Raw genomic sequence first — 25,816 nt, forward strand, 5'->3', positions numbered from 1 at the left:
GGCGCACGCCTTGTCACTTAATAACTCTGAATTTCGGCATTTGCTGTCAATTTCATAATCATGACAGCAATGACAGAAAACAACACCAGCAAAATCCACCACATACTTCTTTTAGTTTTATTGTCAATATTTTTGTTGCTGCGTATTTCTAACAAACTCCAAATCATCAAAGAAACAAATGTTGTACCTGCCAATGCCACGACAATCTTATTATTGACCGTATAAACACAAAGCATGAGTCCGACGGTTAATAGTCCGGTCAATCCTTGATACTTCTGAATAAATGAAACTGTATGCTGAGTCGATATCTGTTGAATGGCCTGTAATGATGTTTCAAGCTGTGAGTAATTGTCAATCTGAACCGGAATCACAATTAGTTCTCTGGCATCCTTTCCCCTGATTGTATAACCTCCATTTTTATGCTTGACTATTTCCTTTATGTCAGCAAAATAAATAGAGATTGTGGGAGTATTTAGCTGTTCTCTTGTAACCAGGTTGTCTGTAATTTTTAACGTATAACTTTCAAATAATTCTTTTTGTCGATTTACACCCCGGTACATCCCCCAGCCCAACATCAGAATAATAAAGGGAACCACAACTGGCCAAATATTCATGTCTGAAGGTGCAGTTGTCGTATTGATTGTGCCAATAACGATGCCAACTATCGCTGCAATAAGCATAAAAGGAATTGCCCGAAATAGTAACAGCTTTCTGACCTCCTTAAACCCGTCTTGTTTGATTGTGAATACTTGCATGTTATATAAGGCTATAGTCTAAGGTTTGCTCCGCCTTAATTCCCCTTCAATTCTCTCCAGCAACTCTATTTGTTTCGCCTGGGTTTCGTATAACACCTTCATCTGCTCCTTTTGCATCAGGTCGATCTTCTGGTGCAGGCTCCTCACCTGCAGCTCCGCCTTCAGGTTAACCATATAGTCATTTTCATTCCGCTTCCTGTCTTTCTCCTCCTTGCGGTTCTGGCTCATCATAATCACCGGCGCCTGCAGCGCGGCAATCGTAGACAAGACCAGGTTCATCAGGATAAAAGGAAACGGATCGAATTTCCGCGATTCTGCGGCATAAATATTAAAAAGAATCCAGGCAAACAACAGTGCCGAAAAGGAGATGATAAAACTCCAGCTTCCGCCAAAACGCGCAACTTTATCGGAGATACTCTGACCCCGCGTCAGAATTTCCTTGGGCTCATTTAAAAGATTATCCACCACAAGCTTTTCCTCCGCAATCGACTGTTGAACGATGGCCTGCAATTTGGAAAGCTGGTCCTTCCCTGACTGGGTTAAATTCTCTGTGTTCATATATAGCGCTTTATTGAAATAAAGAATCAAATCTCAAGCACTAATTTATAGGCAACAGTCGACGATGCCAGATTTTACGGTGAAACCAGCCGGTAAGAGATATCATTGCCCGGAAGTTCTGCCCATACCGGACGAATTAAGGTATCTCCTTTCAAAAAACATCCTGGTCTGAACAGGCTTTCCCTTACAATATGCCGGCTTCCACTTGCCGGATGTTTTAGTGATGCCTTCCACCATTCCCTTATCAAAGCCATAAGAAATACTTTTAGTAACCACAACATCCTCCACCTTACCATTCTCCGTAATGGTAAACTCCATCCGAAAGTAGCTTGCCTGGATGACATTGTAACCATTACTGTATTTATTCAGTGCCATATCAAGTTTGCCTTTAGTATACCTGGGACTCAGGGTATCCGTCGCTTCATACAGTGGCAGACTATTCTTTTCTCCGATTTGCCTCAAAACGCCGGGATGCTGGCACAGGTAACCTTCCGCTTTAAATTTTAGCAACCGAAATCCCGGGGCCTGGATCGTGAACGTAGAATCAGTAAGCTCATCTATAGTATATGACTGGACACCAATAATAATCTGGTTTCCCTGTAAACTATAGTTCATATCAAAGTCATCCCAGGCAGGATAAAAACTAATATTAACACGCTCTTTCCCAAAAGAATACCTGGTATAAATTGTATCAGGTCCAGCCGCATTGCCCGACAAATCAACGCTCTCTACTTTAATCCAGCTTTTCAACAGCTTTTTGTCAGACTGTCCAGATACCGCCTGACCAAGAATAAGGATTCCAAAAATGAACATCAGTTGTTTCATGTGATTTCTGATAAGGTTTAAATTAAGGTGCCAATATCGTTACTATACAACACTTTGCCTTGCTGCGATTTGTTTCAACTTATCCGGGTTGTCTTTGAAGGCTTCCAGCTCACCGATAGCCCTGAAAACAAAACTTCGGAAATAATTTGTATGTCCAGGGGAGTGATTCTTTTGTTTGCTGTCCACATTTACTGCAATAGCCTGACCCGTACGGATCAATCCCCAGGGTATTCCCCACCATCCGAAAATCACTGATTTAATCAGCGCGCGATTATTTGCCTTATCGAGGCAGCGGGGACAGCCAACACTGATTTTCCGGTCGTAGGTTGTAGCCAATATCATGCTGAATGCCTCCGCCGTCAAGGTTGCATTGAGTCGGCCTTTTGAATCTCCGCACGTGGGACATTCCAGCCTGCTCAGTATATCGCAAAACGCGTCAATCTCCTCTACCGAATAGGTTCTGTTCTGTGCTGCAATTCCACGTTCAATACCTTCCCCGAGCCCTCTTCTCTGAATTTCAGATCTCACCACTTCCATTGCCTCTGGCATTAGTCCATGTGCTTCACGCGTTGCTGCCCTTACCAGTTCTTCATCAGACATTCGCTGATAAGTCTCTTTTACAATTGAAATGTCAATTCCTTTGCTCATATATTATTAGATCTTTTTGCCGAACAAAGCTGATTCAGTAAAATCGCATATCGTCAACTGATACTTTGACGACAGGTGAGGATTGCGATGAAATGAATACCAATTATGTGTATTGAGTGGACCGCCTTTTCTATGAAAGGCCTATTCTGCCAGGTTACTGTTCTTGCCAGAAATAAATTTTATCTATTGTAGCCAAATAAGAACTTAAATGTCCCTTATGAGTTGTGTCAACAAGCCCTTTAATTGTTACTCGCTTACCATTCATTCTATCTAAATATGAGTTGTCAATACTCAGGTCTTTGTCTGTTCCTAACCAAAATCCTTCCAGCGCTCCGTTTGGCAATCTATTATCAGTGTAAATTGCAAATTCTTCAAATGCCTGATGGAATTTTCCCGTAGTTTCAACATACCGTCCCTGAAACGCTCTATAGTTCTCAGCAAGTTCTGAAATAGAAACTTTTGTTGCTCTAATTGTTGAGTCCAGGTGAACGACTACAAATGCCTGCTTGGGTTTTGAATTGCAAGCAAGATTTGTAAGCGCAAAAACAAATAATGTCAGTAATGAAACGAAAATGCGGAAAACAAAAGTTGCCATTATTGTGAATTTATATCTACTTTTTGTCAAATCTGACGACATTAGACCATGTCAAAGAACTCGACTCCAGTGGATTGGCCAATCGTCTAAGGTCACTTACTGAGGCCTGTATACTTACAACTTTACTGCCCTTTAACTTCTGTCTCATTTCAATTGCGGAAATAGTCTTCTGATCAACATATCCCGAAAAGTACATCGTGTCAATACTAATTGTCTTCAAGAAACTTTGCTGACTTTCAAGGGTTAAATCTTTCTCCAGAAATCTGTCTCCAGGTGAAATCGCATAAAAGCCTTCGTCGTCTACATAAAATCTAAAAATCAAATTACTCAACCGTAATGGCGAAGTTTCGGTATTTGTAATGCGGACAGTTATGCTTTCAGGGGTTTTGTCAAGTCCCTGGCTGGATGAAATAGTAAAATTGTAATCAAACTTCATAGTCTGAAACGATGTCAACCCAATCAGGCTAGAGACAAATAGAAAAATTTTACCGGATTTCAAATGTCAGTTTTTGAGTTCTATACTTTCAATCCTGCTATTATAGTTCAATACTGTAAAATGTCTGTTTAAACTTATCAATAAATTGCCCTTTGTCCAGGTCTCCGCCCGTAAAAAGAATGAGCGTATTGTCTTTAATAACAAAGGCATTAAACACGATATTCTTGTAACTATTACTGTCGTCGGTCTCCGTGTAGGAAATGTAGTAAGCAATGTTACCCTTCATTGTTGTATCCTTTTCCGTTAAGTCTGAGATCTTATATCCGCCTTGTTTAGACATATTCAACAATTGAATTAGTTGACCTTTTGCCATTGCAGAAGTCACACCGGGTGCAATGGTAAATGAGAAAGCAGTTGGATTTACTGCCTGGAGGTCTGATGATCCATGTTTGGTAAAAACCTTTGTCCCCTGAAAATCGCCTGCGAAGTGAAACCCAGTGATCGTTGTGTCAACCTTTATATCTTCCAGCTTGATTTGTCCGACCGAACAAGTAAACGAAAAAACAGAAAATGTAAGAAACGTCAACTTTATATTCATAGTAGATGATTTCGGAAGCTAATTTCTATTCGTTAAGCCACACTATCGTTGCGCGAGATCCAGGCCGGATTTCCTCAATTTGATATTTCATATTCTGAAATCACCTTACTCATGAAAACCAAAATTTCCGGCGAAACCTTAAAGCCCTCTCCTCCATAGCTCTTATTAAAAGTATTAATGCTACCCATATTGGAATATACAGAAGGCTCAAACCCTGTCTCGGTATTTGTCAGATACTTTAACTTTCCCAGTTTTACATCTGCCCTGTCACATAATTTGTGCGCAGACTTTAGCGCGTCATCATAGGCCAACAGGTCCGTTTCGCGTAGCAGACTATCTGCTTTGGAATGGCCAAACTGGACCTGCGAAATGCTATTTATCCTGGTTGCCAGTAGTTTAGCCGTAAGATCAGTGAATTGTGAAATGTCGTTCAGGACAAAGTCAATAGATTGCTCTGCTTTGTAGCCAACAAATACATTACGGCGCCCGTTATAATTATACTCTTTGTTTGCTGAAATGCTACTGGTCTTAATGTCATTCTGTTTACTTCCAAATTCTGCCAAAATATTCACTACACTGTCAACCGTTGCCTGCGAAAGCCTAACCGCCTCACTCATTCGCGGCTGTACAAAACTTACATCAATGGTCAGAATAACAAGATCTGGCTTCACACGAATCTTCCCCTCTCCAGACACTTTTATACTGCCTGGCTCCCTTTTTGAATCATTACAGGAAAATAGACAACCCGATACAATTGCAAGTAAAATAGCCTTATTCATAATAAATTTTAGGCTGAGATACATAATCTTAAAGTATACATAACCTACAAAGGTCTTTAAGAAATAATTAAGAAAATGAAGCTATGGTATAACGTTCTACCATAGTCCAGGTAGAGGGAAGCGATAAACGATGAAATATTTCCTGCCATTGATTTCAAAAGCTTGTTTTTCTCTCCGCTGCTTTAGTAACTTCTTAATCTGCTTTAAATGCCGCTTGTCCAAATAGATAGTGGTTTCATAACCACCGTCTTCTCTTTTTGTGTCCGGGCTATTCAGGTCGGGCCAATCGCCTGGCCGCCAAACGCAAATTGGCCAAATATAAGAAGGATGAAAAGAAATAGTCTGTTCATTGGGTTTCTCAAACAATGCAGTTTCTGTCAATTTGGACAATAGACCATCTGACGCGCCATTAAATAATGTGTCGCCACTTTATCCTTAAAACCTGTCCAAATACCATTTAATATATTGCTCTTTAATATTATCAAGACTAAGAACCTCAGATGTCATTGAATTTTTTGGCAAAAACGCCAATGCAGCCGTATTTGCCTCTAAGTTAAAAACGCTGGAACCTGCCATGTAATTCCTTTTAGCGTATCGTGTGATTGGCTGTCCAAGAGGTTCATAAAACTGACAACGATATTCAGTCGTGTCGGTAGACTGAATTGTCAATATCCTAAGACCATTGTAGCTGTCAATAACCACCATGTCATATTCGATTGTCGGCCTTTTGAAAATCAAAAAAGAATCAAGTCCAGCATACTTCTTCATCTCCTTTATGGCTTTTCTGGCTTCTGCTTTATCATCTCTATCAAAATAATCCTCTCCTTCGCCCGTCAGCTTCCAAATCTGGTCATTTCTTTTGGCTGCACTTAAAATTTCCTTTCTTGTCGGAGTTGCCAATTTGGGCTTGATAAATGATACAGTAAAATTCTCTTTGTTGGTATTCAGCTGAGTCAACCAAATTTGAATTTTATCTATATCAATACGAGGATATATGTCTGTATCCAATTCTGTTGTGTCTTTACGGTATGTTTTACCATCATCGCCTGCAGAAGAAGTCGTTGTAAAGTATCTCGATATTTCGAACTGTCTATCAGAAGCCTTAGAAAATTCGATCATTTCCCCTCGCCCATACACTCCAGGCTCGCCCCAGGAGTTGTGGCTCCTACCATAATAAAAAATAATTCTGGTGATGGTGTCTGCACTTTGTCCTTGTACAAAGTATCCGATCAGGAGAAAAAAGGAAAGTATAAGTTTTGGCACTTGTCGGATGAGATTATGTCTTAAGTGAGGGGTTGTCTAAAATGGCTACTAACAGTCTTCTGTTAAACTTCATAAGGTGTCTGACTAAAACCAATTCCATTCCTATCTTTAAGAGTCAAAACTTGTTCGTCAGTTAGAATCGGTTTTTGCCTTACAATCTGGACAAATCCTGACGATTTAAAACTTATAAAACCTTCCTGCAAGTCAAGCTTCCAGTCGTAAATCCAATTATCTCTTTCCTGTTCTGTTTTGTCAACTAAATAAATATCAGCAACTTCGAGCATATCTGTAGTACCTCCTCTTCTGTCAATGTTCATCGTCAAACCAAAAGTATCTTTAAACACCAGGGTGCAGGGTGCAACCCAAAATGAAAAATGTCGAACAGGCTTTATAGGATGCACCCATTTGAAAATATAGTCTATATCCAAAACCAAATGTGCGGTGCCATTTTCATTTACAGGTAAAAATGACAAACCATAAATGCTACTGTCGTGCCAGCCCATTTGCCCATAGTCATCCTGTGTCCAAACGAACTTTTCAAGCTCGAATACTTCGTGTCCAATTGTCATAATCTTTGTCTTAAAATCGTAAAGGTGATGTTGATTAAAGTGAAGCGCAATACTTTAAGCGTATCGCAGTGTCGGTCCTTTCTTATATTGACAAGTTAGCATGAAGTCCAAATTGTGTCTTTCTCTTCAACTTTATATGTTTAATTACATCATCCTTTGATTTAAACTTTTGAAAACCGTATCCGGTCCAAAGATCAATCACTTTTTCATTTTGCAATCTGAACATGAGAATGGTGGTAGATACACCAGCGCCTCCTGTTAAATATGCTATAAGGAAAATATCTTTACTTGCTAAAAAGAATAATAACTTCCTTCGTGGCAATTCCTGAGACGACGTACAACAACAACGATAGTCTTCATTATAATTTGCAATGGAAAACTTGTCATTAGTAAGGCAATTAAGCTGTTGCCGAATAAATGGGGGAATCTGTTGTTTGTCCTTAAATGTTTCAAAAGCTTGTGATTGCAAGATCGAAAGGAAACCATCTAAACCTTTGTCCAAAAATATTCTATTGGTATCAACAGCGATACCGCAGCTGTTTTGTCCAAATGAACTATATGAGAACGCTAGAAATAAAGAGAGTGCTAAACATTTAATCTTTTTCATACCCACTAATTTTTAAGTACGAGAATTAAACCGATGTTGCGCGTAGATCTAAGCAGTCAACTTTATCCGTTAACGTCTTGACTTGAACCCACCATTGATACGCTGACAAAGACAAATTATACTCCATAAACAGGCTCTCTTCGTTGGCAAGATAGCTTTGACAAAAATGAAAAGATCTGTGATGTTGTCCGACATCATAGTAGAATGAATAATTAGGTTCATGGCTCTCCCAGCTCATGGAGTAAGATAGTGTCTTGTCATTATTCATTTTGCCACTCAATATCACTGGCAAGAAATACTCTGCGTCTAACTTCTGAGAATTGTCATTATAATAGTCAAATAAATGTACCGATGAGTAGGTCTTAATTTCCGATAGGCAACTACCTTTTAGTTTTTTGACATTGGTCACCCCACCCTTGTTCTCCACTGCAACGGCAAAACTGAATATTAGTGGTCGCCTTTCGCTGTTCCCATTTCTACCTGCACAGAAACATGAAGTTATCAATTGTCAAAGAGGCTTAAACTTTCTATGTTTTGGAAAGCCATGCAAGTAATTGACTTCTATCTCAAAACAAGTCGCCCCTTTCGGGTTTTTCAGGTGTGCGAATTCTGTTGTGTTCAACAACAGTCTGGCTTGTGAAAGAACCAATTTGTCCAGGAATGAAAGCTGATGAAAGATAGTAGTGTCATAACTGCCAGGAAGTTCCCGAAACAAAATCGTATAAGAAAGTCCTTTTTCCCTCTCATCTGTCATTACAATCCTGTCCGGGTAAAAGCTAAAATACCGCTTTACGTTACTGCTGTCCACGTCCGCATATACTTTGTCAACAGTTGTTCCGTGACGTGTTGCGCTTATTGAATAGAACTTTACTTTTCCATATTCGGTCATACTCTTCCCAATCAATCTCTCCGTACTGGTACAACTACATATTGCACAAGCAGTCACCAAAAAAAGAGAAATATCTACTATTGTACTGTATTTTAAGTCGGTAAAATTCATCGGTAGATATCCAATATATGCTTCACATTCTCGTTTCCGCTGTCAACCAGCTGCCTGATAGCTAAGTCTGCCCTATTTGTACCAATGGTCTTTAAAGCGTGAACGCATTTACGCAATGTCGGCTCCAGCTCGTCGTCAAATGGCCGAAAGGAGTTGCCGTCGAGGGCAATGGCTATTATCGGCTCAATGAATCTATCGTCTTTCATGTCTCTCAACCAGATTAAGCCTATAATCTCCTCATGCTTCTGATGCCACCTGTCACTCAGTAGTCTCTCAATGATGGGAAACAAAATGCTGTCAATTGGATCTGATTGATAAAACAGGATTATCATACAATCTGATAGCTCCTCTACATTGTGTGATTCCAATACTTCTGAAAGCCGCATTGATATGTCGCCGGAATACTCTTTCATTTAGACCGCTTGACTCCCGCTGCCACCGCGTTGCCCAAAATATAATTTACCCACTGAACCCATGTAAAGCACAATGAATAGGATAAATGGCAGAATAAACTGTGGGTATAAAAATGTTGTTATCGGCCATTGAATTAACATAGCAACAAACGGCGCCAAAAGCAAAACGAAAAAAATAACATCCAGGAATACATTTGAACTACTATTCCTAATCCATGTGAAATAAATCAATACCAATAGAGAAATGTCGGCTAAAATCACCAGTGGTCTATTATAAATTCCACTATCAAATGGAGCAAATGCCAATACCAAAACCCAAGGCACTAAGATCATTGTACCTGGTATAAATATCATTAAATAAGAAATAATAGATAGCAGCTTCAATTTATCTGGAGTTTTCCTAAGCTATAAGTTCATAAACCGATATTGCTTTGTTGTCTGCTGCTAAGAAACGACCTGTCTCGCCGTTATACTCGACTACTTTTAGGCTTTCATCTTTAAAAGTGACATCTCCCTCATAAGAAATTATCGATAAACCAGTTTTGTCGGAAACCGTGATAAACGAATTCATAGCAGCGCTATAATACATTCCCGAACCAAGAATACTATTGTCAGCAGTTTGAACTCTTTTCTCAATATTAACATCGTCCCCGCTGATCTTGTATAAATGTATTTCATTGAGAGATTCTGCCGTCGAACTTTCATCCCTTTCAGTAAATGGGCTATATGCAACAGCAATTGTCTCATTGTCAATCCAGCAGGTTGGCCTGTTCTCATGCTCCCAGACCCCTATATTCAATGCTGATATTCTATTGCTTTTAATAAAGACTTCTATGTCATAAACATTAAAGCAGTCACAGGAACCCCAGGCCCAACCGGCACTTAAAAACTTCTTCTGGTCTGGTGAAATGATAAGTTCGCCAAAAAAATAATCGTAAGGTCTTGGCCATGCTAACTCGTTGTATTCACCTTTTTGTTCGATATGCCTTTCCTCTGCATTCTCTTCTATTAAGGATTTGGAAGCAGTCAGAATCTGCCGCGTCTCAAGATTCATTATCTGAATGTGATTCCATGCCTCCCCATATATCAAATGAGGCACACCATCCGAATTCTTGTAAAGTGCAATTGGATAAACTGAAATGTCAGCATGATAGCCTTCTCTCCACAAATGCAAAGCATAATATTTGCCAGGGAAATGAACGAACCCATGTCTTTTGAAGTCATTCACGACAACCACAATTTCATCCATAGTGTAAATGGATGACTTCGCAGTCAGGTCAAATCCCCCGTCAGGATATCCAAATTCACTTTTTACTGAAAATAAATGCCTTCCTGCCCGATCGTCCAGGTTAAATCTGACGACACTTCCTGAACTCATCAGCATTACCACTTCATTTATCTTAGATAATGTCGCAGCAACTATGGTGTCTTCTGTATCAAACTCTATATCGTATATCTTATTCAGTTTCATATTCCCTGACTGGAGTTTAAGTGCTGTCATATAGGGTACCTACAGCAATGCGTCTACATTCAAATCGTTGTTTTGTCAACAAGGACCGTATCCTACCATGGTGTATTTCTTCTAGTCATACATTTCTCCATCTTGTACCAAAGTAAATTTATCCGGAAAAAAAATTCGGTCCCCGCCAGAGTTGTTAATCATCTTTATCAGGTATTTCATTGGATAGGTCGCCCTGAGAATCGTGTCACTTTCAAGTTCCAGGAACATAAAAGGTCGGCCGATAACCTTCCTGTCCACTTTGTTAATGGCCTTCACAATATCAAATTCATACTTCGTGTAAATATTGTTGTCCCAATAAACTATTAACTTGTCATTGTCTCGCTTGTATGGGAATACCAATAAACACTCAGGTGAATATGATATCCATAATGTGTCTTTCTCGCCAAAGTGTAAGGCAAGCGAATAGCTGCTGTCCATTCTTTCCACCCAAACGCTACTGGAACTATCAGCAATTACTTCTGAAAGAGTCCTGAATGAAATTCGTTTCGGTGCCTGCAAAAGTTGAGTTAACTGTGTCGTGTCGCCTTGCTGGATTGCTTCTATAGGATTTCTATTCTCATTGCACGCTTATAAAATCAGCTCAATCATCAACAGGCTAAATACTTTTTTCATTCCATTCATAAAACACCTGCAACGTCTTGGCAGCAGTAACACTAAAGGAGTCATATAAAACGCTGTCGATGCTGCCCGGATTTAGTTCATCGCGGTCACTTAAGTAGTCGACAAGACGAGCAGGCTATATTCTACAGACAGATCCTCTCACAGAATACCAGGTACTCACTTCTTGTTTTGTCAGGGTGAATGTATTTGTCAAAGTTCTCCTGTCCTCAAAAAGACACAACCAAACTGTCAACTTTTCGCTGAATCCCCTTTAGATGATTGGTGTCCTGTCCATAGGAAAGAGACCAGCAATAGCATAAGATGGCCCAATATCAGCTGTGATAATTCACTTTAGCAGGTCATCTATTTTGTTAGTCAGCATAATCCTGGTGTCAGATTCAGGTGCCATACAGCTTTCATTCTTTATTCTTTGATAGTCTCTTACTACTACAAAAAATGACTTTACTGGTGTCGTTACTGTTATGTGGTAAAACCTGTCGTGTGATTGCCCGGTTCCAGATTTTATTGGAACTGATACATCGTCAAAATTTGTATCCTGTATATACCTCCACAAATTGGTCAGGTCGCATGTAAAGCTTGTGTCTTTAGTGATAAAGGCACATCCTTGGACAAGTCTGATGTTGCTTCTGCCATTATATGTCCAGATAATAGCACGCCTTGAATTCGGTAATCTGCCATTGTCGTAGTCATATAAAATTGTAATTGTACTGTCAACCTTATCTTCCTTCAATTTTATTGCAAAGGTTTCAGCTATTGAGTCGTTCAGACACAAGTATCTGGAACTATCACCTATAAGCCGAACCTTTTGAGCATTAATCAGAGTTGTCCAAAAAATAATGAAAGTTGTTGTTAGCAGTGTCTTCATAGTACTATAATCAACGAACAGGGCTTGCAGCTGTGGTGGCATTTATTGTGTCGCAACCCTTGTTCTGAAATAACCATTCCCTGAATGCTCAATCTTTTCACTATCCTGTCCAATTTCAATAGCCCTGAAATCAATTTTACCAAACAAACTGTCACCAGGCTTATAAAATGATTTATCTAAGGCTAGCTTTTGATATACAATTTCATAAACGGGTTCAGCTTCACCATCTATGACTAAATCAGTTTCAAAATATGGCTCCGTATTAAATCTTTTGTCTTCATAGTTGATGATGAATCCCCAACCTCCAAATCCATTTCCAATTCCGATATTAATAGACAATGTGTCACCATGAAAGAAATATGCCCCGCAATTATTAAGCCTGGCAGAATTACTATCAGAAAGATCTATGTGTCCTTTGGTAAAGTACAACACGCCACTTGTTCTCTTTGCCACAGTGTTCTGCTTTTCAAGAACAGAGAACACTTCGTCTTCCTGGTTTAAAAGTCCAAAAGAGTTGTTTTGAATAATGGTTGGGTCAATGCCTGCATTATCCCATTGTTTGTCTTTCGATTTGCTTTTGCAACTAATCAGGCTTCCGATCATAAAAAACAACAATGAAAAATAAATGATCTGAAAGTTAGCGTTCAAATTAGAAAATACCTTTCCCATTCTCGTCTTTAGCGAATGAGATTTAGTCGCTCACTAATTGCACACAACGTTCGGGCCATAATATATTCTGCCACTCGGTTTCATTGTTCATTCCGGATAGTTGGGTAATCACAGGACGTGCAGTCAGGATCTAAACAGGCCCCTCGCCTTAAATACCGTATTTTTTTTGATGTTAAACAATCGCCTTAGAGACTTTCCTTTTTCACCAACATACGAACCGTTCTTCTTTTTCTTTAACGGGTCAAACGAATACTTCTGGTGGAAGTAATAATTGCCGCTGTCACTTTTTGAAAGATATAACAATACGTAATCATACTTCTCAAATGCCGGCTGTCCATAATGGTCAAATGCTTTGAAAGCAACTGTATCAGTTTTGAGATCATTAAATACTGGTCGCATTACGATGTACTTTGCATCAAAAGCATGATCCATAATATAACTTCTGCGATAAACGCTGGTGGCGCCAGTAGTTGAATCTACCTCTACACGTAGCGGCTTATTGTAGTCTGCATTGGGGTCGTATTCCGTCAGTGAAACCCTCTTACCAACAAATGCATAAAGATTTACTGAAGTATCCATCATGACTTCAACTTTCTTTGATCCGGACTGCCCAAAACACACTTGCGAACTTATCAGAAAAAGCAACAAAATTCTTGTCATAATTGATGTATGTTGTTCGTCGCACCGGAACTACTGTTGACACCTTTCAAATAATTTGAAATTTCATAGACATCCTGTGATAGCTGCTTACAGTCTGTTGCGCATCCGCCTAATTTCGGTTAGGGATATATTTTGGGTTCCCGGTCATCTTTAAGCATTCACCGTGTTTCAGCGAGAATAAAATTCCAGGCTTCGATCATCACGGGATGTTGACTGATTTGCAAGTCGATCAATTCATTCTCTTCATGAATCCTGAAATCAACAGTATCAGAATAATAAGTGGCGATATTAATAATGTGTTCGCTGTCCCGATCCAGGATAAATTCCAACGTTTCATTCACCGAGACAGAAGCGTTCAGCGCGTAAGACCCCAGGTAATCACCCCCAAAGTCATCCGTATCCGGAACTATAGCATCTATTTTGGGAATCAGCTCAGCTATATCAGATGGTTCATTGCCGTTACTGTCGAGCCGGGATTGACAAACAATAATTGCATCCATCAAAAGGTCAGCATCACCCCATTGGTAAGCTTCGACAAATTTCGCGTATTCAGGATACAGCTTTTTACAGATCAACACAGCGAACGCCAGTTGCCGTATATAAGGCAACGCATAGGCCTGCCTTCTCAATGCGGACACATACTCTTGATAATTCATGCTAACTGCTCTGGTAATCTTCCGGGCAATGCTTCGCCTCCTCAGTAACAGACAGCGTCAATCGCCTGGGAAGCGGGCTGCCTGAATGATAAGGTTTGTGCAACAATAAATCCGGTCATAATAATAAAACATTCCTTTCGCAGGAGCAAGCGAAATAGTTATTTTATAACGCTCTTTAACAACCGCAACCACCACCAGGTACTCACTCTTCCTTTGCGCCTCTGCTCCTTGGCGACTTTGCGTGAAACTTCTTCGAAAATCACCCTGCGTGAAAAAAGCGCCAGTGCAAAAGAAACTCCGCGAGCCCCCACCGCGCCACTTTATTTTCTTACCCTTGTTATGAAACCGCCACCAACTGCTACTAATTACTAAAAAGAAACCCATGCGCGCCATCTCACGGAAGCAATTCCTCTCCAACATCAGCATCTACGCCGTAGGCGCCGCTGTCCCCTTCATCACGAAAGCCAAAATACCCCCCGCGAGAAAACTCAATATCGCCCTCGTCGGACTTGGCCGCTACGCCAACATCCTTGCCGACGGCCTCCTCGTTGCCCAACACTGCCGCCTCGCAGGCATCGTCACCGGCACCCCCGAAAAAGCAAAAGATTGGAAGAAGCGCTTCAACCTCGACGACAAAAACATCTACAACTACCAGAACTTTGACCAAATCGCTTCCAACAAGGACATCGACCTGGTATACGTCGTCACCCCCAATGCCCTCCACAAAGAATATGTACTAAGAGCCGCCAAAGCCGGCAAGCACGTGATCGTCGAAAAACCCATCGGCATATCCGTGGAAGAAGCCCGTGACATGATCACCGCCTGCGAAAAAGCCGGCGTGCAACTCGCCATGGGTTATCGCCTCCATTATGAGCCCTATAATATGGAAATGAAACGCATGGGACAGGAAAGAATCTTCGGCAAGGTGAAACTGGTGGAAGCTTCGCTGGGTTACAAAGCGATCAGCAACCCCGGTGAATGGCGACTTCACAAAGCCCTCTCCGGCGGCGGGCCCCTGATGAACCTCGGCGTATACTGCGTTCAGGCTGGACGGTACATAACCGGCGAAGAGCCCATCTCGGTTACTGCCCAGTACGGGCCCGTCACCTATCCCGACATCTTTAAAGAGGTGGAAGAATCCATCACCTGGCAGCTTCAATTCCCTTCCGGGGCTATCTGTACGTCGTCCTCCAGCTACAATTGCGGGATCGACCGCCTCTACGCGGCAGCCGACGAAGGCTTCTTTGAACTCTCCCCCGCCATCAGCTACGGTCCCTTCCAGGGCCGCACCAGCAACGGGCCCCTCAAATTCCCGGAAACCAACCAGCAGGCCGTCCAGATGGACGAGATCGCCAAGGTAATCCTGGCCGGCAAACGACTACCCGACCATATCAGCGGCCTCGAGGGTCTCCTTGATATGAAAGTTTTGATGGCCATCTACCAGGCAGCAGATTCTGGTAAGAAAATTGCGATAACTCCTGAGAAGCAATAGATTTTTGAAATCAGCCGGTAAACAGTACTCTTACGATCAGGCACAAGCGCAACTACGAAGAAAGATTACGGAGATGAACTACCCAAATGCCCGTAGGGGCCAAAAAAGACAGATTAAAGGTTTAAAAATGTGATATTCAGCGAATAAGCTCCCGATTTTTTCCACATTTTCAGCGTTTGGCACAATTTCTGAAACTATTTTTCACGAATCGGCACAATAAAAAAATTGATTTCAAATCATCATACAAAATATCCGGGTTAGAGCGTTTATAGGTTCTAACCGTACGTTTTTCTACGGTTTAGGGTTTAGGGGTTAAAATAGGGGGTTGTCTAGCCCCCTTCCTCTTTTTATATACCCACCAAGATGCAACAACCTCAAAAACACCGTATATAATCGAGTAGTTTTTGAAATGCAGTGTGGTGGCTCATTTCACTGATTTTTATAAATTACCCATTCTCGAAAAAGCAACACCCACCTTCGCTAAAGCTTCGGTGGGCAAAGCCCACCCATGATCGCGGAAGCTCCTGCCTTCGCTAAAGCTTCAGCGTTCGTTATCGCTTCGGCTGACAATGCCGGTGGGCAAAGTCGGCATTCAACTTCAAACTTCTCCCAACTTCAAACCCCTGCCTTCGCTAAAGCTACGGCAGGCAAAGCCAAACTTCAGACCTCAAACCTTCCTCCCTTCACCCCTGTACCGCTTATAAATCTTCACCGCCACCATCAACACCACCCCCAACACCACGATCCCCACCAGCCCATACACAAAACTGATCATCGTCTTCACCGTCGCCAGCATCACTATCGCAAACAACAACAGGGTCGACACCTCATTGTACATCCGCAACTGCTGCGACGTAAACCGGTACACCCCAGCCTCCAACTCCTTAAAGATCCTGTGCATACTGAAATGATACCCATACAGCAATACTACAAACACCAGCTTCACCAGCAACCACCTTCCACCCGGCTCCCCCAGCTGCTTCAACCAACCCCCATGAATCGCCAGGGTCAATCCCAGTACCAGCGTGATGATCGCCGACGGCCAGGTGATAATCATCCACAGCCGCCGCATCATGATCTGCAGCTGATTGCGGATAATTCTCGACACATTGGGGTCTTCCGACCCCGCCTCGGTCATATAAATAAAGAATCGCGGCATGTAAAAGATGCCGGCGAACCAGGTCACCACAAAAATGATGTGCAGCGCTTTAATATAAGGATACATCAGGCAGGGATTTCACTTTCAGCATAAGCCTTTTCAGCATAACCTTTCAGCACCTTCACCCAGGCAGGATCCACATTGAGGCAGGGGATCTGGTGGAAGCTTTCGCCTCCCGCACCCAGGAAAATATCCCGCCCCTCCACCGAAATCTCTTCCAGGGTCTCCAGGCAGTCGCTGATAAACGCGGGACAAACCACGAGCAACTTCTTAATCCCCTCCCCCGGCATATCCGCCAGCCGCTGTGCCGTATAGGGCTTCACCCACTCCTCCCGGCCAAGCCGGCTCTGGAACGAAAAACTGAATTGTCCCGCCCCCAGCCCCAGCCGCGCCGCCACCGCCTTCATCGTCACCAGGCAATGGTGCGGGTAACAGGTCCGATGGGCCACGGAATTCGCCGAACAACAGTCTGGCGACCGCAGGCAATGCTGCCCCGTCGGGTCTCCTTTATATATATGGCGTTCGGGAACGCCATGGAAACTGAACAAAACATGATCAAACGGCTCCTGGAGCCAGGGCCGGATCGTTCCTGCCAGCGCATCCAGGTAATTCGGCTCATCATAATAAGGCGGCACCACCGTCAGCCGGAATTTATACCCCCCTTGCGCATACTGCTCCCGGGCATATTGCACCGCCGTCTCATAGCTGCTCATGGCAAAATGCGGGTACAAAGGCACCAGTAATACCTCCTCAAGCCCCGGCTCCCGCCGAAGCAGTTCATCAAAAGCCTCCCGGGGCGGGAACCGGCCATACCGCATCGCAATGGTCACCGGGTATTCCGTCTCCGCCTGCAGGGCTGCCTCCAGCTCCTGCGTCAGCACGATCAGCGGCGACCCCTTGTCCGTCCAGATCGACTGGTAGGCATGGGCGGATTTCGGGGCCCGGAACGGCACGATCATCCCCCGCACCAGCATCAGCCGGCCCAGGTAAGGGATGTCAATCACCCGCTTATCCATTAAGAATTCATTCAGGTACTTACGTACATCGCCAACCGAAGTAGAGTCCGGTGAGCCAAGATTAATCAATACAATTCCGCGTTTCATACGAGGTGAAAACTGAATTAAAATTTTCTGCAATTCATTCCCGCAAATTGACAATTGACGGAACCTTTCGTTGGCTTTCGGCCTAATATGACATTCACCTGACAGTTGGAAAGCACTGTTTCAAGGTTCCGCAAGTATTTTTGTGCTCGGTATCACAAAGATATATGGGAGACTATCCAAAAGACCTGCAACATTTTTTCATGGCCGGCATCAGCTACAAAAAGTCTGATTCCGCCCTCCGCAGTCGCTTTGCCGTTAGCACCGAACAGTATTTCCGGATCCTGTCCCTCGCCCCCGCTTACCAGGTAGCAGAAGTTTTTGTTCTGTCCACCTGCAACCGTACCGAGATCTATGGCATTGCCCGTGATATTGAGCCGCTGATCCAGCTGCTCTGTGAAGCCACGGGAGAATCTGCATCACTTTTCCAGAGCATCGCCTATACCGGCCGTGGCAAAGAAGCCACCCAGCACCTGTTTGAAGTGGCTGCCGGCCTCGATTCCCAGATCCTGGGTGACTATGAGATCGTAGGTCAGATCAAGACAGCCGTGAAGCAGTCCAAGGACGCCGGCAGGATTGGCCCCTTCCTGGAAAGATTGTACAACCAGGTACTGCAGGCATCGAAAATGATCAAGAACCAGACGGCGCTCAGTTCCGGAACCGTTTCCGTTTCTTTCGCCGCCATTCAATACCTGAAAGACCAGGTGACTGATATCGCCAGCAAGCATATCCTGCTGGTGGGTACCGGCAAGATCGGCCGTAATACCGGCAAGAACCTGGTCGACTACCTGGGCTGCAAACAGATCACACTGATCAACCGCACGGCGGAAAAAGCGCTGACCCTTGCCCGTGAACTGGGTATCTCCGCCCGCCCGGCCGAAGACCTCGATGCCGTATTGCAGGAAGCCGATGTGATCATCGTGGCTGCCAATGCACAGGCACCGATCGTTACACCGCAGCAATTGCCCGCCGGCAAACAACAATGGCTGATTGACCTCTCTATTCCCAATAACGTTCATCCCGATACCGGCCTAATGCCCGGGAAGCAGCTCCTCAACGTAGATGAGCTCTCCCGCATGAAAGATGAAACACTGCAGAAGCGCCTCGCAGAAGTGCCCAAAGCACTGGAGATCATCGCCGGACTCACCGCGGAATTCCTCGAGTGGTGCCGGATGCGCAAACAACTCATTGTACTCGGGCACGTAAAAAGAAAGCTCGAGGAGTATAACAGTACCAGTACCTTTGTAGCCTCCGACGAAGCCGCTTACCGGATACAACAGGTCCTCAACAACATGGCCGTCAAAATGCGGCAGCAGAACCAACGCGGTTGCCAGTACCTGGAAGCGATCAACGACTTCATCGGATACGGCGTAAACTAAAATGAATCAGGAAATCATCAGAATCGGAACGAGGGACAGTCAGCTGGCCCTCTGGCAGGCCCATCAGGTAGAACAGGCATTGAAAGCACTCGGTCACGCAGTTGAACTGGTGCTCATCAAAAGCGAAGGCGATCTCGATCTCACTACTCCTTTATATGAAATGGGCGTACAGGGCATTTTCACCAAAACCCTGGATGCCGCATTACTCGCCGGCCGCATCGATGTTGCCGTGCATTCCATGAAGGATGTTCCCACGAAACTGGCCACCGGCCTGCAACAGGCAGCCGTGCTGGAAAGGGGCAACCACCGCGATGTGCTGATCACCCCCAAAGGCGCGGCATTTCTCGACGACCATATGGGCAAGGCGGTTATTGCCACCAGCTCCATCCGCCGCAGGGCACAATGGCTGCACCGCTACCCCCATCATGAACTCACCAACCTCCGCGGGAACGTCAACACCCGCATGAAGAAAGTATTCAGCGAACCCTGGGATGGCGCCATCTTCGCCGCAGCGGGACTCGAAAGAACAGGTCTGTTACCAGCGGATGCTGTTACTCTCGACTGGATGCTTCCCGCACCCGCACAGGGCGCGGTGGTGGCTGTCTGCCGCGAAAATGATGCCGTCACTGCAACTGCACTCGCACCCCTCAATCACGCCTTAACAGCCTTGTGTGCCGGCATCGAAAGAGATTTTCTTCGCACCCTCATGGGCGGATGTTCAACCCCCATCAGCGCTTATGCGCAGCCGTGGGAAGAAGGCATACACATCCAGGGAAATATCTGCTCGCCCGATGGCAGCGATTCACGCTTTATCAATCTCACTGTTGCCTCTATGGCAGCAGCAGCAAATCTCGGCCAACAAGCAGCTGAACGCCTACTCGCAGAAGGCGGCAACACCTTGATGGATAAAATCCGCGCGCATGGATGAGCAGCCCGTCATACTCAGCACGCGTCCCCTTCCGGATGCACTGGTGCAGGCAGCCCTTGAGCAGGGTGTCACCATCGACATTTCTCCTTTTATCGATACCGTTCCGGTAGACACCATTGAAGTGATCAGTGAAGTGGAAACTGCATTGCAGCTGTCCATCACCGTTATCTTCACCAGCCAGAATGCCGTGGAAGCAGTGGGTTCCATCCTCCCGCACGAAGCGCCACCCGAATGGAGGATCTACAGCATTGGTGAAGCCACCCGCGAAGCCGTGGTGCACTATTTCGGAGAAGACCGCCTCGCCGGTACCGCACCCGATGCAGAAGCCCTCGCAGACCTCATCATCGAAGAAGATGAAGGCGACGAGGTATATTTTTTCTGCGGCGACAAGCGGCGACCCGAGCTTCCTGAAAAACTCGAAGAGGCCGGCATCATGCTTACAGAGATCGTGGTATATGAAACGATCCTCCTGCCGCATGCCATTAAAAACCATTATGCAGGTGTGCTGTTTTTCAGTCCTTCTGCAGCAGAAAGTTTCTTTTCCCTGAACCAGCTGGAAGAACACACCATCGCCTTTGCGATCGGTAAAACCACCGCAGCAGCGATCCGCCGGTTCACCAACAATATGATCATTACCGCCGACGCACCAGACAAGGATAACCTGGTGATGAAGGCACTGGAAATACTGACAACATGAGCCAATTGAAAAATGACCTTTTGCTCCGCACGCTGCGGGGCGAGCAGACAGAACGCGTTCCTGTCTGGATGATGCGACAGGCCGGCCGTTATCTTCCCGAATACCGTGTGTTGCGCGAGAAGTATGGCTTCTTTGAAAGATGCCAGACACCGGAACTGGCTTGTGAGATTACCCTCCAGCCGGTTGACATTGTTGGCGTGGATGCCGCGATCCTGTTCAGTGATATCCTCGTGGTTCCCCAGGCAATGGGGCTCGAAGTGCAGCTGGTGGAAAGCAAAGGTCCCTGGCTCCCCGCACCCATCCAGCAGGAAAGTGATATGGCAAGAATACAGGTGCCCGATGTGAAAGATAACCTGCACTATGTATTCGATGCGATCCGGCTCATTAAGCAGGAACTCAATGGCCGTGTTCCCCTGATCGGTTTTGCGGGCGCACCCTGGACTCTCCTGTGCTATATGGTGCAGGGCAAGGGCAGCAAGACTTTTGACGAAGCCAAGGCATTCTGTTATACGCAGCCTGAACTGGCACATCGCCTGCTGCAGATGATCACCGATACCACCATCGCCTACCTGAAAGAACAGATCGCCGCCGGTGCGGACACCGTGCAGTTGTTCGACAGCTGGGGCGGACTGTTAAGTCCCGCTGATTTTGAGACCTTCTCACTGCAGTATATGCGCCAGATCGTTGCTGCTGTAAAAGACCTCGCTCCCATCATCGTATTTGCCAAAGGCGCCTGGTTTGCCATGGAAGAAATGGCTGCCACCGGTGCGCATGGCCTCGGCATCGACTGGTGCCTGGAACCCGCCAGGGCAAGGGCTTTTGCCAAAAAACCCGTCACCCTCCAGGGCAATTTTGATCCCGCACGCCTGATGAGTCCGATACCCGTTATCAAAAAAGAAGTGACCCGCATGCTAGAGGCATTCGGCGGCACGCGCCATATTGCCAATCTCGGTCATGGTATTTTGCCGAACATACCGGTGGACCATGCCCGTGCCTTTGTAGATACAGTTAAAGCGTGGACCCCGCATTATCAAACCGCTTCAACCACCGCATCGTGAATGCCAGCGAATACACGCAGGAATGGGCGGATTATATTCACGACCTGCAAAACAGGATCTGTGTAGCGCTGGAGACTATTGACGGAAAGGCAACCTTCCATGAAGATGCGTGGGAGCGGCCTGAAGGCGGCGGCGGAAAAACCCGCGTAATCGCCAATGGCGCCGTATTTGAAAAAGGGGGTGTAAATACCTCCGTCGTATTCGGCAAAGTAACTGACGCCATGCGGCGGCAGCTGCAGGTAAACGGGGCAGAATGGTTTGCTGCAGGATTGAGCCTGGTAATTCATCCGCTCAATCCTTTTGTGCCCACCATCCACTGCAATTACCGGATGTTTGAATTGTATGATGACAATGGTGAACCCTCCGACCGCTGGTTTGGCGGCGGCACCGACCTCACGCCCTACTATCTTTTTGAAGACGATGCCATCCATTTTCACCGCACATACAAGGATGTGTGCGACCGGTTCGACCCGGCTTTTTACCCGCTTTTCAAAAAGACCTGCGATGATTATTTTGTGAATACCCACCGCAACAATGAAAGACGCGGTATCGGCGGTATCTTTTATGATCATCAGCGTCCGGCAGGTGACAGGGATGCAGCATGGTGGATGAAGTTCGGGCAGGCCTGCGGAGACTCCTTTACAGAATCCTACCTGCCGATTGTGATGACCCGGAAACATTTGCCGTACACAGAAGCACACAGGCACTGGCAGGAGATCCGGCGTGGCCGATACACCGAGTTCAACCTCGTGCACGATCGCGGTACCTTGTTCGGACTGAAGACCAATGGCCGCATCGAAAGTATCCTGATGAGCCTTCCGCCCACCGTGCGCTTTGAATACAACTACCAGCCCGAAGCCGGTAGCGAAGAAGAAAAATTATTGAAAGTCTGCCTTCAGCCGGCGGACTGGATTTAACCGATAGATTATGTACCTGCAAAAAAGAAACCGTATACTCCGTCAATCACCGGCCATCCGTGCTATGGTTGCGGAAACCATTTTACGCCCGGAACAATTCATCGCGCCGCTATTTATTGACGAGGGAAAAGGTCTCAAAACGGAAATCGCTTCCATGCCCGGATACTACAGGAACAGCCTGGATCATACCGTCACGGAGGTTAAGGAGCTCTGGCAGATGGGCATTAAAAGTGTGCTGCTGTTTATCAAGTGCCCGGACGACCTGAAAGACAATACCGGCCGCGAAGCCTGGAACCCTGAGGGACTCATGCAGCGCAGTATCAAAGCGATCAAAGATGCGGTACCAGAAATGGTGGTGATGACTGACGTGGCACTGGATCCCTATTCTTCCTATGGCCACGATGGCATTGTTGAGAACGGAAAAATTGTAAATGATCCGACGGTGGAAGCACTGGTAAAAATGAGCATCAGTCATGCTGCAGCGGGGGCGGACTTTATCGCTCCCAGCGATATGATGGATGGCCGCATCGGCGCTATCCGGGCAGGCCTCGAAACAGAAGGGTTTACCGAAACCGGTATCATGAGTTACAGTGCGAAATACGCCTCCTGTTTTTATGGTCCCTTCCGGGATGCGCTGGACAGTGCACCGGGTTTCGGCGACAAGAAAACCTACCAGATGGATTATGCCAACCGGGAGGAAGCCGTTCGCGAGACCCTGATGGATGTGGAAGAAGGTGCAGATATCGTAATGGTGAAACCTGCACTCAGTTATCTGGATATCATCCGTGATATCAAAAACAGTGTATCCGTTCCCGTTAGTGCGTACAATATCAGTGGTGAATATGCCATGATCAAGGCTGCAGCGAAAATGGGATGGATCAATGAAGACAAGGCCATCCTGGAAACGCTCACTTCCATCCGGCGCGCAGGAGCAGACCTGATCGCCACTTATTTTGCCAAAGACGCCGTGAGGCTCCTGGGCTAATTTTACAAGACTTACCTGAACACCATGTCAACATCAGCAACGTTATTCAGTCGCGCCCAGCAGTCCATCCCGGGCGGTGTGAATTCTCCTGTCAGAGCTTTCAAGAGTGTGGGCGGCACGCCGGTTTTTATGGAGAAGGCAAAGGGTGCCTACCTCTATGATGCCGATGGCAAACAATATATCGACTATATCGCTTCCTGGGGTCCGATGATTTTGGGCCACGCCTTTGAACCGGTGGTGGAAGCTATCCGGGAATATGCAGGTTACGGCACCAGCTTTGGCGCGCCGACAGAACTGGAGATCAAAATGGCGGAGCTGATCAAATCGATGACGCCCAATGTTGACCTGATCAGGATGGTGAGCAGCGGTACGGAAGCCTGCATGAGTGCTGTCCGCCTCGCACGCGGGTATACCAGCAGGAACAAGATCGTCAAGTTCGAAGGCTGTTATCACGGCCATGCGGATTCCTTTCTCGTGAAAGCAGGAAGCGGACTGGCGACATTCGATATCCAGACCGTGCCTGGCGTAACAGCGGGTGTGAGCAACGATACGCTGACCTGTGCCTATAATGACCTGGTGGGCCTGCAGGAACTGGTGGCCACCAACAAGGGACAGATCGCAGCGATCATCATTGAACCCGTTGCCGGAAACATGGGTTGCATTCTGCCGCAGCCCGGTTTCCTGGAAAGCATCCGGAAGATCTGTGATGCAGAAGGCATCGTATTCATATTTGATGAAGTAATGACGGGTTTCCGGTTGGCACCGGGTGGTGCACAGGAAAGGCTGGGCATCGATGCCGATCTCGTAACCTATGGCAAGGTGATTGGCGCAGGAATGCCGGTAGGTGCGTTTGGCGGAAAGAAAGAGATCATGGATATGATCGCGCCTGTGGGTAAAGTATACCAGGCAGGAACGCTGAGCGGCAACCCGATTGCGATGATCGCGGGATATACTTTACTGACCGAATTGCAGCATAACTCCAGCATCTACCAGGAACTTGAAGATAAAACCCAGTACCTGAAGAACGGCCTGGATGCAGCCCTGAAGAACTGGGGCAAACCCTATGTGATTAACCAGCTCGGATCGATGATCTCTGTGCATTTCAGTGGGCATGCGGTAACAGATTTTGCTACGGCAGCGGCGGCCAACAACCAGCTGTTCAGCCAGTTCTTCCATGCGCTGCTGGATCGCGGCGTGTACCTTCCGCCATCTGCCTTTGAAAGCTGGTTCCTCAACAATGCATTGACCAAAGAAGATCTCGACCAAACGATCGCTGCTGTGAAAGAATCCCTGGAAACACTTTAAGATTTTTTGCTGTATCTTGGGATAACCTCAATCAATTGCCATGTTATCCAAAACAATTGCAGCAGCACTGAACAGCCAGGTCCAGATGGAAGCAGAGTCATCACAGGCATACCTGGCGATGGCATCGTGGGCAGATATTCAGCCTGGCCTTCAGGGAGTATGCGCTTTTTTCTACAAGCAGTCCGATGAAGAACGCGTGCACATGCTGAAGCTGATCGCTTTTATCAACGAGCGCGGCGGATTCGGTGTGGTGCCACCACTGGAGCAGCCCATCCTTACTTTCAAGAGCCTGCGCAGTGCCTTCAGCGAGTTCCTCAAACATGAACTGAAAGTCAGCAACAGCATTAATGATATCGTGCACCTGGCATTGTCGGAAAAGGATTATGCAACCCATAATTTCCTGCAGTGGTATGTAACGGAGCAGATGGAAGAAGAGCGGCTGGCCCGGGTACTGAATGAAAAGCTGGAACTGATCGGGGAAGACAAAAGTGGTTTGTACCTGTTTGACCGGGATATTATGGCCTATCGCGGACCGGAAGGAAAAGGTGGTGGCGGCGGCGGAAGGCACTGAGCGGAGTACAGGAAGACTTGAGGTAGACTATAGGAAGAGTATAGGAAGAACGGCAGACAAACGGCAAACGAACGGCAAACGAAGATTAACCGTGATTTTTCCTGCCTGCCGGGAGGCTGTTCCACGCGAGGCCGGATGGTAAGCCGGAAAGCAGGAAAAGCGCGTGGATCCACGGGCAATTATTTA

27 protein-coding genes are annotated in these 25,816 nt (G+C 45.8%); 9 read left to right on the plus strand and 18 right to left on the minus strand.

Going from position 1 to position 25,816, the window contains the following annotated elements; translation table 11 throughout:
- Positions 1 to 17 precede the first annotated feature (17 nt).
- The 16 genes from FPE01S_RS03980 to FPE01S_RS04085 all read right to left on the minus strand — a co-directional run bounded on the left by FPE01S_RS03980 (position 18) and on the right by FPE01S_RS04085 (position 14,039).
- Positions 18 to 755 (minus strand): hypothetical protein, encoded by a 738-nt coding sequence (locus FPE01S_RS03980; RefSeq protein WP_046367565.1) that lies wholly within the window; start codon positions 753 to 755, stop codon positions 18 to 20.
- 18 nt (positions 756 to 773) lie between these two features.
- Positions 774 to 1,313, minus strand: a complete 540-nt coding sequence (locus FPE01S_RS03985; RefSeq protein ID WP_046367566.1) for a DUF1003 domain-containing protein — start codon at positions 1,311 to 1,313, stop codon at positions 774 to 776.
- Positions 1,314 to 1,415: 102 nt separating this feature from the next.
- Positions 1,416 to 2,138: an energy transducer TonB gene (locus FPE01S_RS03990; protein ID WP_046367567.1), complete on the minus strand. Its 723-nt coding sequence runs from the start codon at positions 2,136 to 2,138 to the stop codon at positions 1,416 to 1,418.
- A gap of 42 nt (positions 2,139 to 2,180) precedes the next feature.
- A complete protein-coding gene (locus FPE01S_RS03995) occupies positions 2,181 to 2,786 on the minus strand; it encodes a hypothetical protein (protein ID WP_046367568.1) in 606 nt (201 codons plus the stop codon).
- A gap of 154 nt (positions 2,787 to 2,940) precedes the next feature.
- A complete protein-coding gene (locus tag FPE01S_RS04000; RefSeq protein WP_046367569.1) occupies positions 2,941 to 3,381 on the minus strand; it encodes a hypothetical protein in 441 nt (146 codons plus the stop codon).
- A gap of 536 nt (positions 3,382 to 3,917) precedes the next feature.
- Entirely contained in the window at positions 3,918 to 4,415 is a 498-nt protein-coding gene (locus FPE01S_RS04010; protein WP_046367571.1) for a hypothetical protein, read from the minus strand.
- Positions 4,416 to 4,489: 74 nt separating this feature from the next.
- A complete protein-coding gene (locus FPE01S_RS04015; protein ID WP_046368637.1) occupies positions 4,490 to 5,194 on the minus strand; it encodes an SIMPL domain-containing protein in 705 nt (234 codons plus the stop codon).
- 435 nt (positions 5,195 to 5,629) lie between these two features.
- Positions 5,630 to 6,457, minus strand: a complete 828-nt coding sequence (locus FPE01S_RS04025; protein WP_046367573.1) for a hypothetical protein — start codon at positions 6,455 to 6,457, stop codon at positions 5,630 to 5,632.
- A gap of 62 nt (positions 6,458 to 6,519) precedes the next feature.
- Complete coding sequence (locus tag FPE01S_RS04030) at positions 6,520 to 7,026, minus strand: hypothetical protein (RefSeq protein WP_046367574.1); 507 nt, start codon at positions 7,024 to 7,026, stop codon at positions 6,520 to 6,522.
- An 82-nt stretch (positions 7,027 to 7,108) separates the two neighbouring features.
- Positions 7,109 to 7,633: a hypothetical protein gene (locus FPE01S_RS04035; protein ID WP_046367575.1), complete on the minus strand. Its 525-nt coding sequence runs from the start codon at positions 7,631 to 7,633 to the stop codon at positions 7,109 to 7,111.
- A 996-nt stretch (positions 7,634 to 8,629) separates the two neighbouring features.
- Positions 8,630 to 9,046, minus strand: a complete 417-nt coding sequence (locus FPE01S_RS04050) for a hypothetical protein (protein ID WP_157473889.1) — start codon at positions 9,044 to 9,046, stop codon at positions 8,630 to 8,632.
- Positions 9,047 to 9,430, minus strand: a complete 384-nt coding sequence (locus FPE01S_RS04055; RefSeq protein ID WP_157473890.1) for a hypothetical protein — start codon at positions 9,428 to 9,430, stop codon at positions 9,047 to 9,049.
- A gap of 16 nt (positions 9,431 to 9,446) precedes the next feature.
- Positions 9,447 to 10,517: a hypothetical protein gene (locus FPE01S_RS04060; RefSeq protein ID WP_046368638.1), complete on the minus strand. Its 1,071-nt coding sequence runs from the start codon at positions 10,515 to 10,517 to the stop codon at positions 9,447 to 9,449.
- A gap of 1,579 nt (positions 10,518 to 12,096) precedes the next feature.
- Complete coding sequence (locus FPE01S_RS04075) at positions 12,097 to 12,723, minus strand: hypothetical protein (protein ID WP_157473891.1); 627 nt, start codon at positions 12,721 to 12,723, stop codon at positions 12,097 to 12,099.
- Between the two features lie 123 nt (positions 12,724 to 12,846).
- The gene (locus FPE01S_RS24600) at positions 12,847 to 13,383 is read right to left on the minus strand and encodes a hypothetical protein (protein WP_157473892.1); all 537 of its coding nucleotides are present in this window, start codon (positions 13,381 to 13,383) and stop codon (positions 12,847 to 12,849) included.
- 158 nt (positions 13,384 to 13,541) lie between these two features.
- Complete coding sequence (locus FPE01S_RS04085; RefSeq protein ID WP_046367583.1) at positions 13,542 to 14,039, minus strand: DUF416 family protein; 498 nt, start codon at positions 14,037 to 14,039, stop codon at positions 13,542 to 13,544.
- 382 nt (positions 14,040 to 14,421) lie between these two features.
- Here FPE01S_RS04085 and FPE01S_RS04095 point away from each other — a divergent pair, with 382 nt between their 5' ends.
- Positions 14,422 to 15,531 (plus strand): Gfo/Idh/MocA family protein, encoded by a 1,110-nt coding sequence (locus FPE01S_RS04095; protein WP_046367585.1) that lies wholly within the window; start codon positions 14,422 to 14,424, stop codon positions 15,529 to 15,531.
- Between the two features lie 667 nt (positions 15,532 to 16,198).
- Here FPE01S_RS04095 and FPE01S_RS04100 read toward each other — a convergent pair.
- Together FPE01S_RS04100 and hemH are read right to left on the minus strand one after the other, a co-directional pair.
- On the minus strand, positions 16,199 to 16,756 hold the full coding sequence (locus tag FPE01S_RS04100; protein WP_046367586.1) for a CopD family protein: 558 nt from the start codon (positions 16,754 to 16,756) through the stop codon (positions 16,199 to 16,201).
- Complete coding sequence (hemH, locus tag FPE01S_RS04105) at positions 16,756 to 17,793, minus strand: ferrochelatase (protein ID WP_046367587.1); 1,038 nt, start codon at positions 17,791 to 17,793, stop codon at positions 16,756 to 16,758. Before hemH ends, FPE01S_RS04100 begins: the two co-directional genes overlap by 1 nt.
- 164 nt (positions 17,794 to 17,957) lie before the next feature.
- Here hemH and hemA point away from each other — a divergent pair, with 164 nt between their 5' ends.
- Genes hemA through FPE01S_RS04145 form a run of 8 tightly spaced genes read left to right on the plus strand, consistent with a single transcriptional unit; the run spans position 17,958 to position 25,630 of the window.
- A complete protein-coding gene (gene hemA / locus FPE01S_RS04110) occupies positions 17,958 to 19,169 on the plus strand; it encodes a glutamyl-tRNA reductase (RefSeq protein ID WP_046367588.1) in 1,212 nt (403 codons plus the stop codon).
- 1 nt (position 19,170) lies between these two features.
- Positions 19,171 to 20,097: a hydroxymethylbilane synthase gene (hemC, locus tag FPE01S_RS04115; protein WP_046367589.1), complete on the plus strand. Its 927-nt coding sequence runs from the start codon at positions 19,171 to 19,173 to the stop codon at positions 20,095 to 20,097.
- Complete coding sequence (locus tag FPE01S_RS24605) at positions 20,090 to 20,794, plus strand: uroporphyrinogen-III synthase (protein WP_052955495.1); 705 nt, start codon at positions 20,090 to 20,092, stop codon at positions 20,792 to 20,794. Before hemC ends, FPE01S_RS24605 begins: the two co-directional genes overlap by 8 nt.
- A complete protein-coding gene (hemE, locus tag FPE01S_RS04125; protein WP_046367590.1) occupies positions 20,791 to 21,852 on the plus strand; it encodes a uroporphyrinogen decarboxylase in 1,062 nt (353 codons plus the stop codon). Before FPE01S_RS24605 ends, hemE begins: the two co-directional genes overlap by 4 nt.
- Entirely contained in the window at positions 21,849 to 22,769 is a 921-nt protein-coding gene (gene hemF / locus FPE01S_RS04130; protein ID WP_046368641.1) for an oxygen-dependent coproporphyrinogen oxidase, read from the plus strand. The genes hemE and hemF overlap by 4 nt, the downstream gene beginning before the upstream one ends.
- Before the next feature lie 10 nt (positions 22,770 to 22,779).
- Positions 22,780 to 23,754 carry a porphobilinogen synthase gene (hemB, locus tag FPE01S_RS04135; RefSeq protein ID WP_046367591.1) on the plus strand — a complete coding sequence of 325 codons (975 nt, stop codon included), beginning with the start codon at positions 22,780 to 22,782 and terminating at the stop codon, positions 23,752 to 23,754.
- A 24-nt stretch (positions 23,755 to 23,778) separates the two neighbouring features.
- On the plus strand, positions 23,779 to 25,059 hold the full coding sequence (hemL, locus tag FPE01S_RS04140) for a glutamate-1-semialdehyde 2,1-aminomutase (RefSeq protein WP_174446977.1): 1,281 nt from the start codon (positions 23,779 to 23,781) through the stop codon (positions 25,057 to 25,059).
- A gap of 40 nt (positions 25,060 to 25,099) precedes the next feature.
- Positions 25,100 to 25,630: a ferritin gene (locus FPE01S_RS04145; RefSeq protein ID WP_046367593.1), complete on the plus strand. Its 531-nt coding sequence runs from the start codon at positions 25,100 to 25,102 to the stop codon at positions 25,628 to 25,630.
- Positions 25,631 to 25,816: the final 186 nt, after the last annotated feature.

Origin of the sequence: Flavihumibacter petaseus NBRC 106054 (assembly GCF_000974785.1) — a bacterium.
GTDB lineage: Bacteria > Bacteroidota > Bacteroidia > Chitinophagales > Chitinophagaceae > Flavihumibacter > Flavihumibacter petaseus.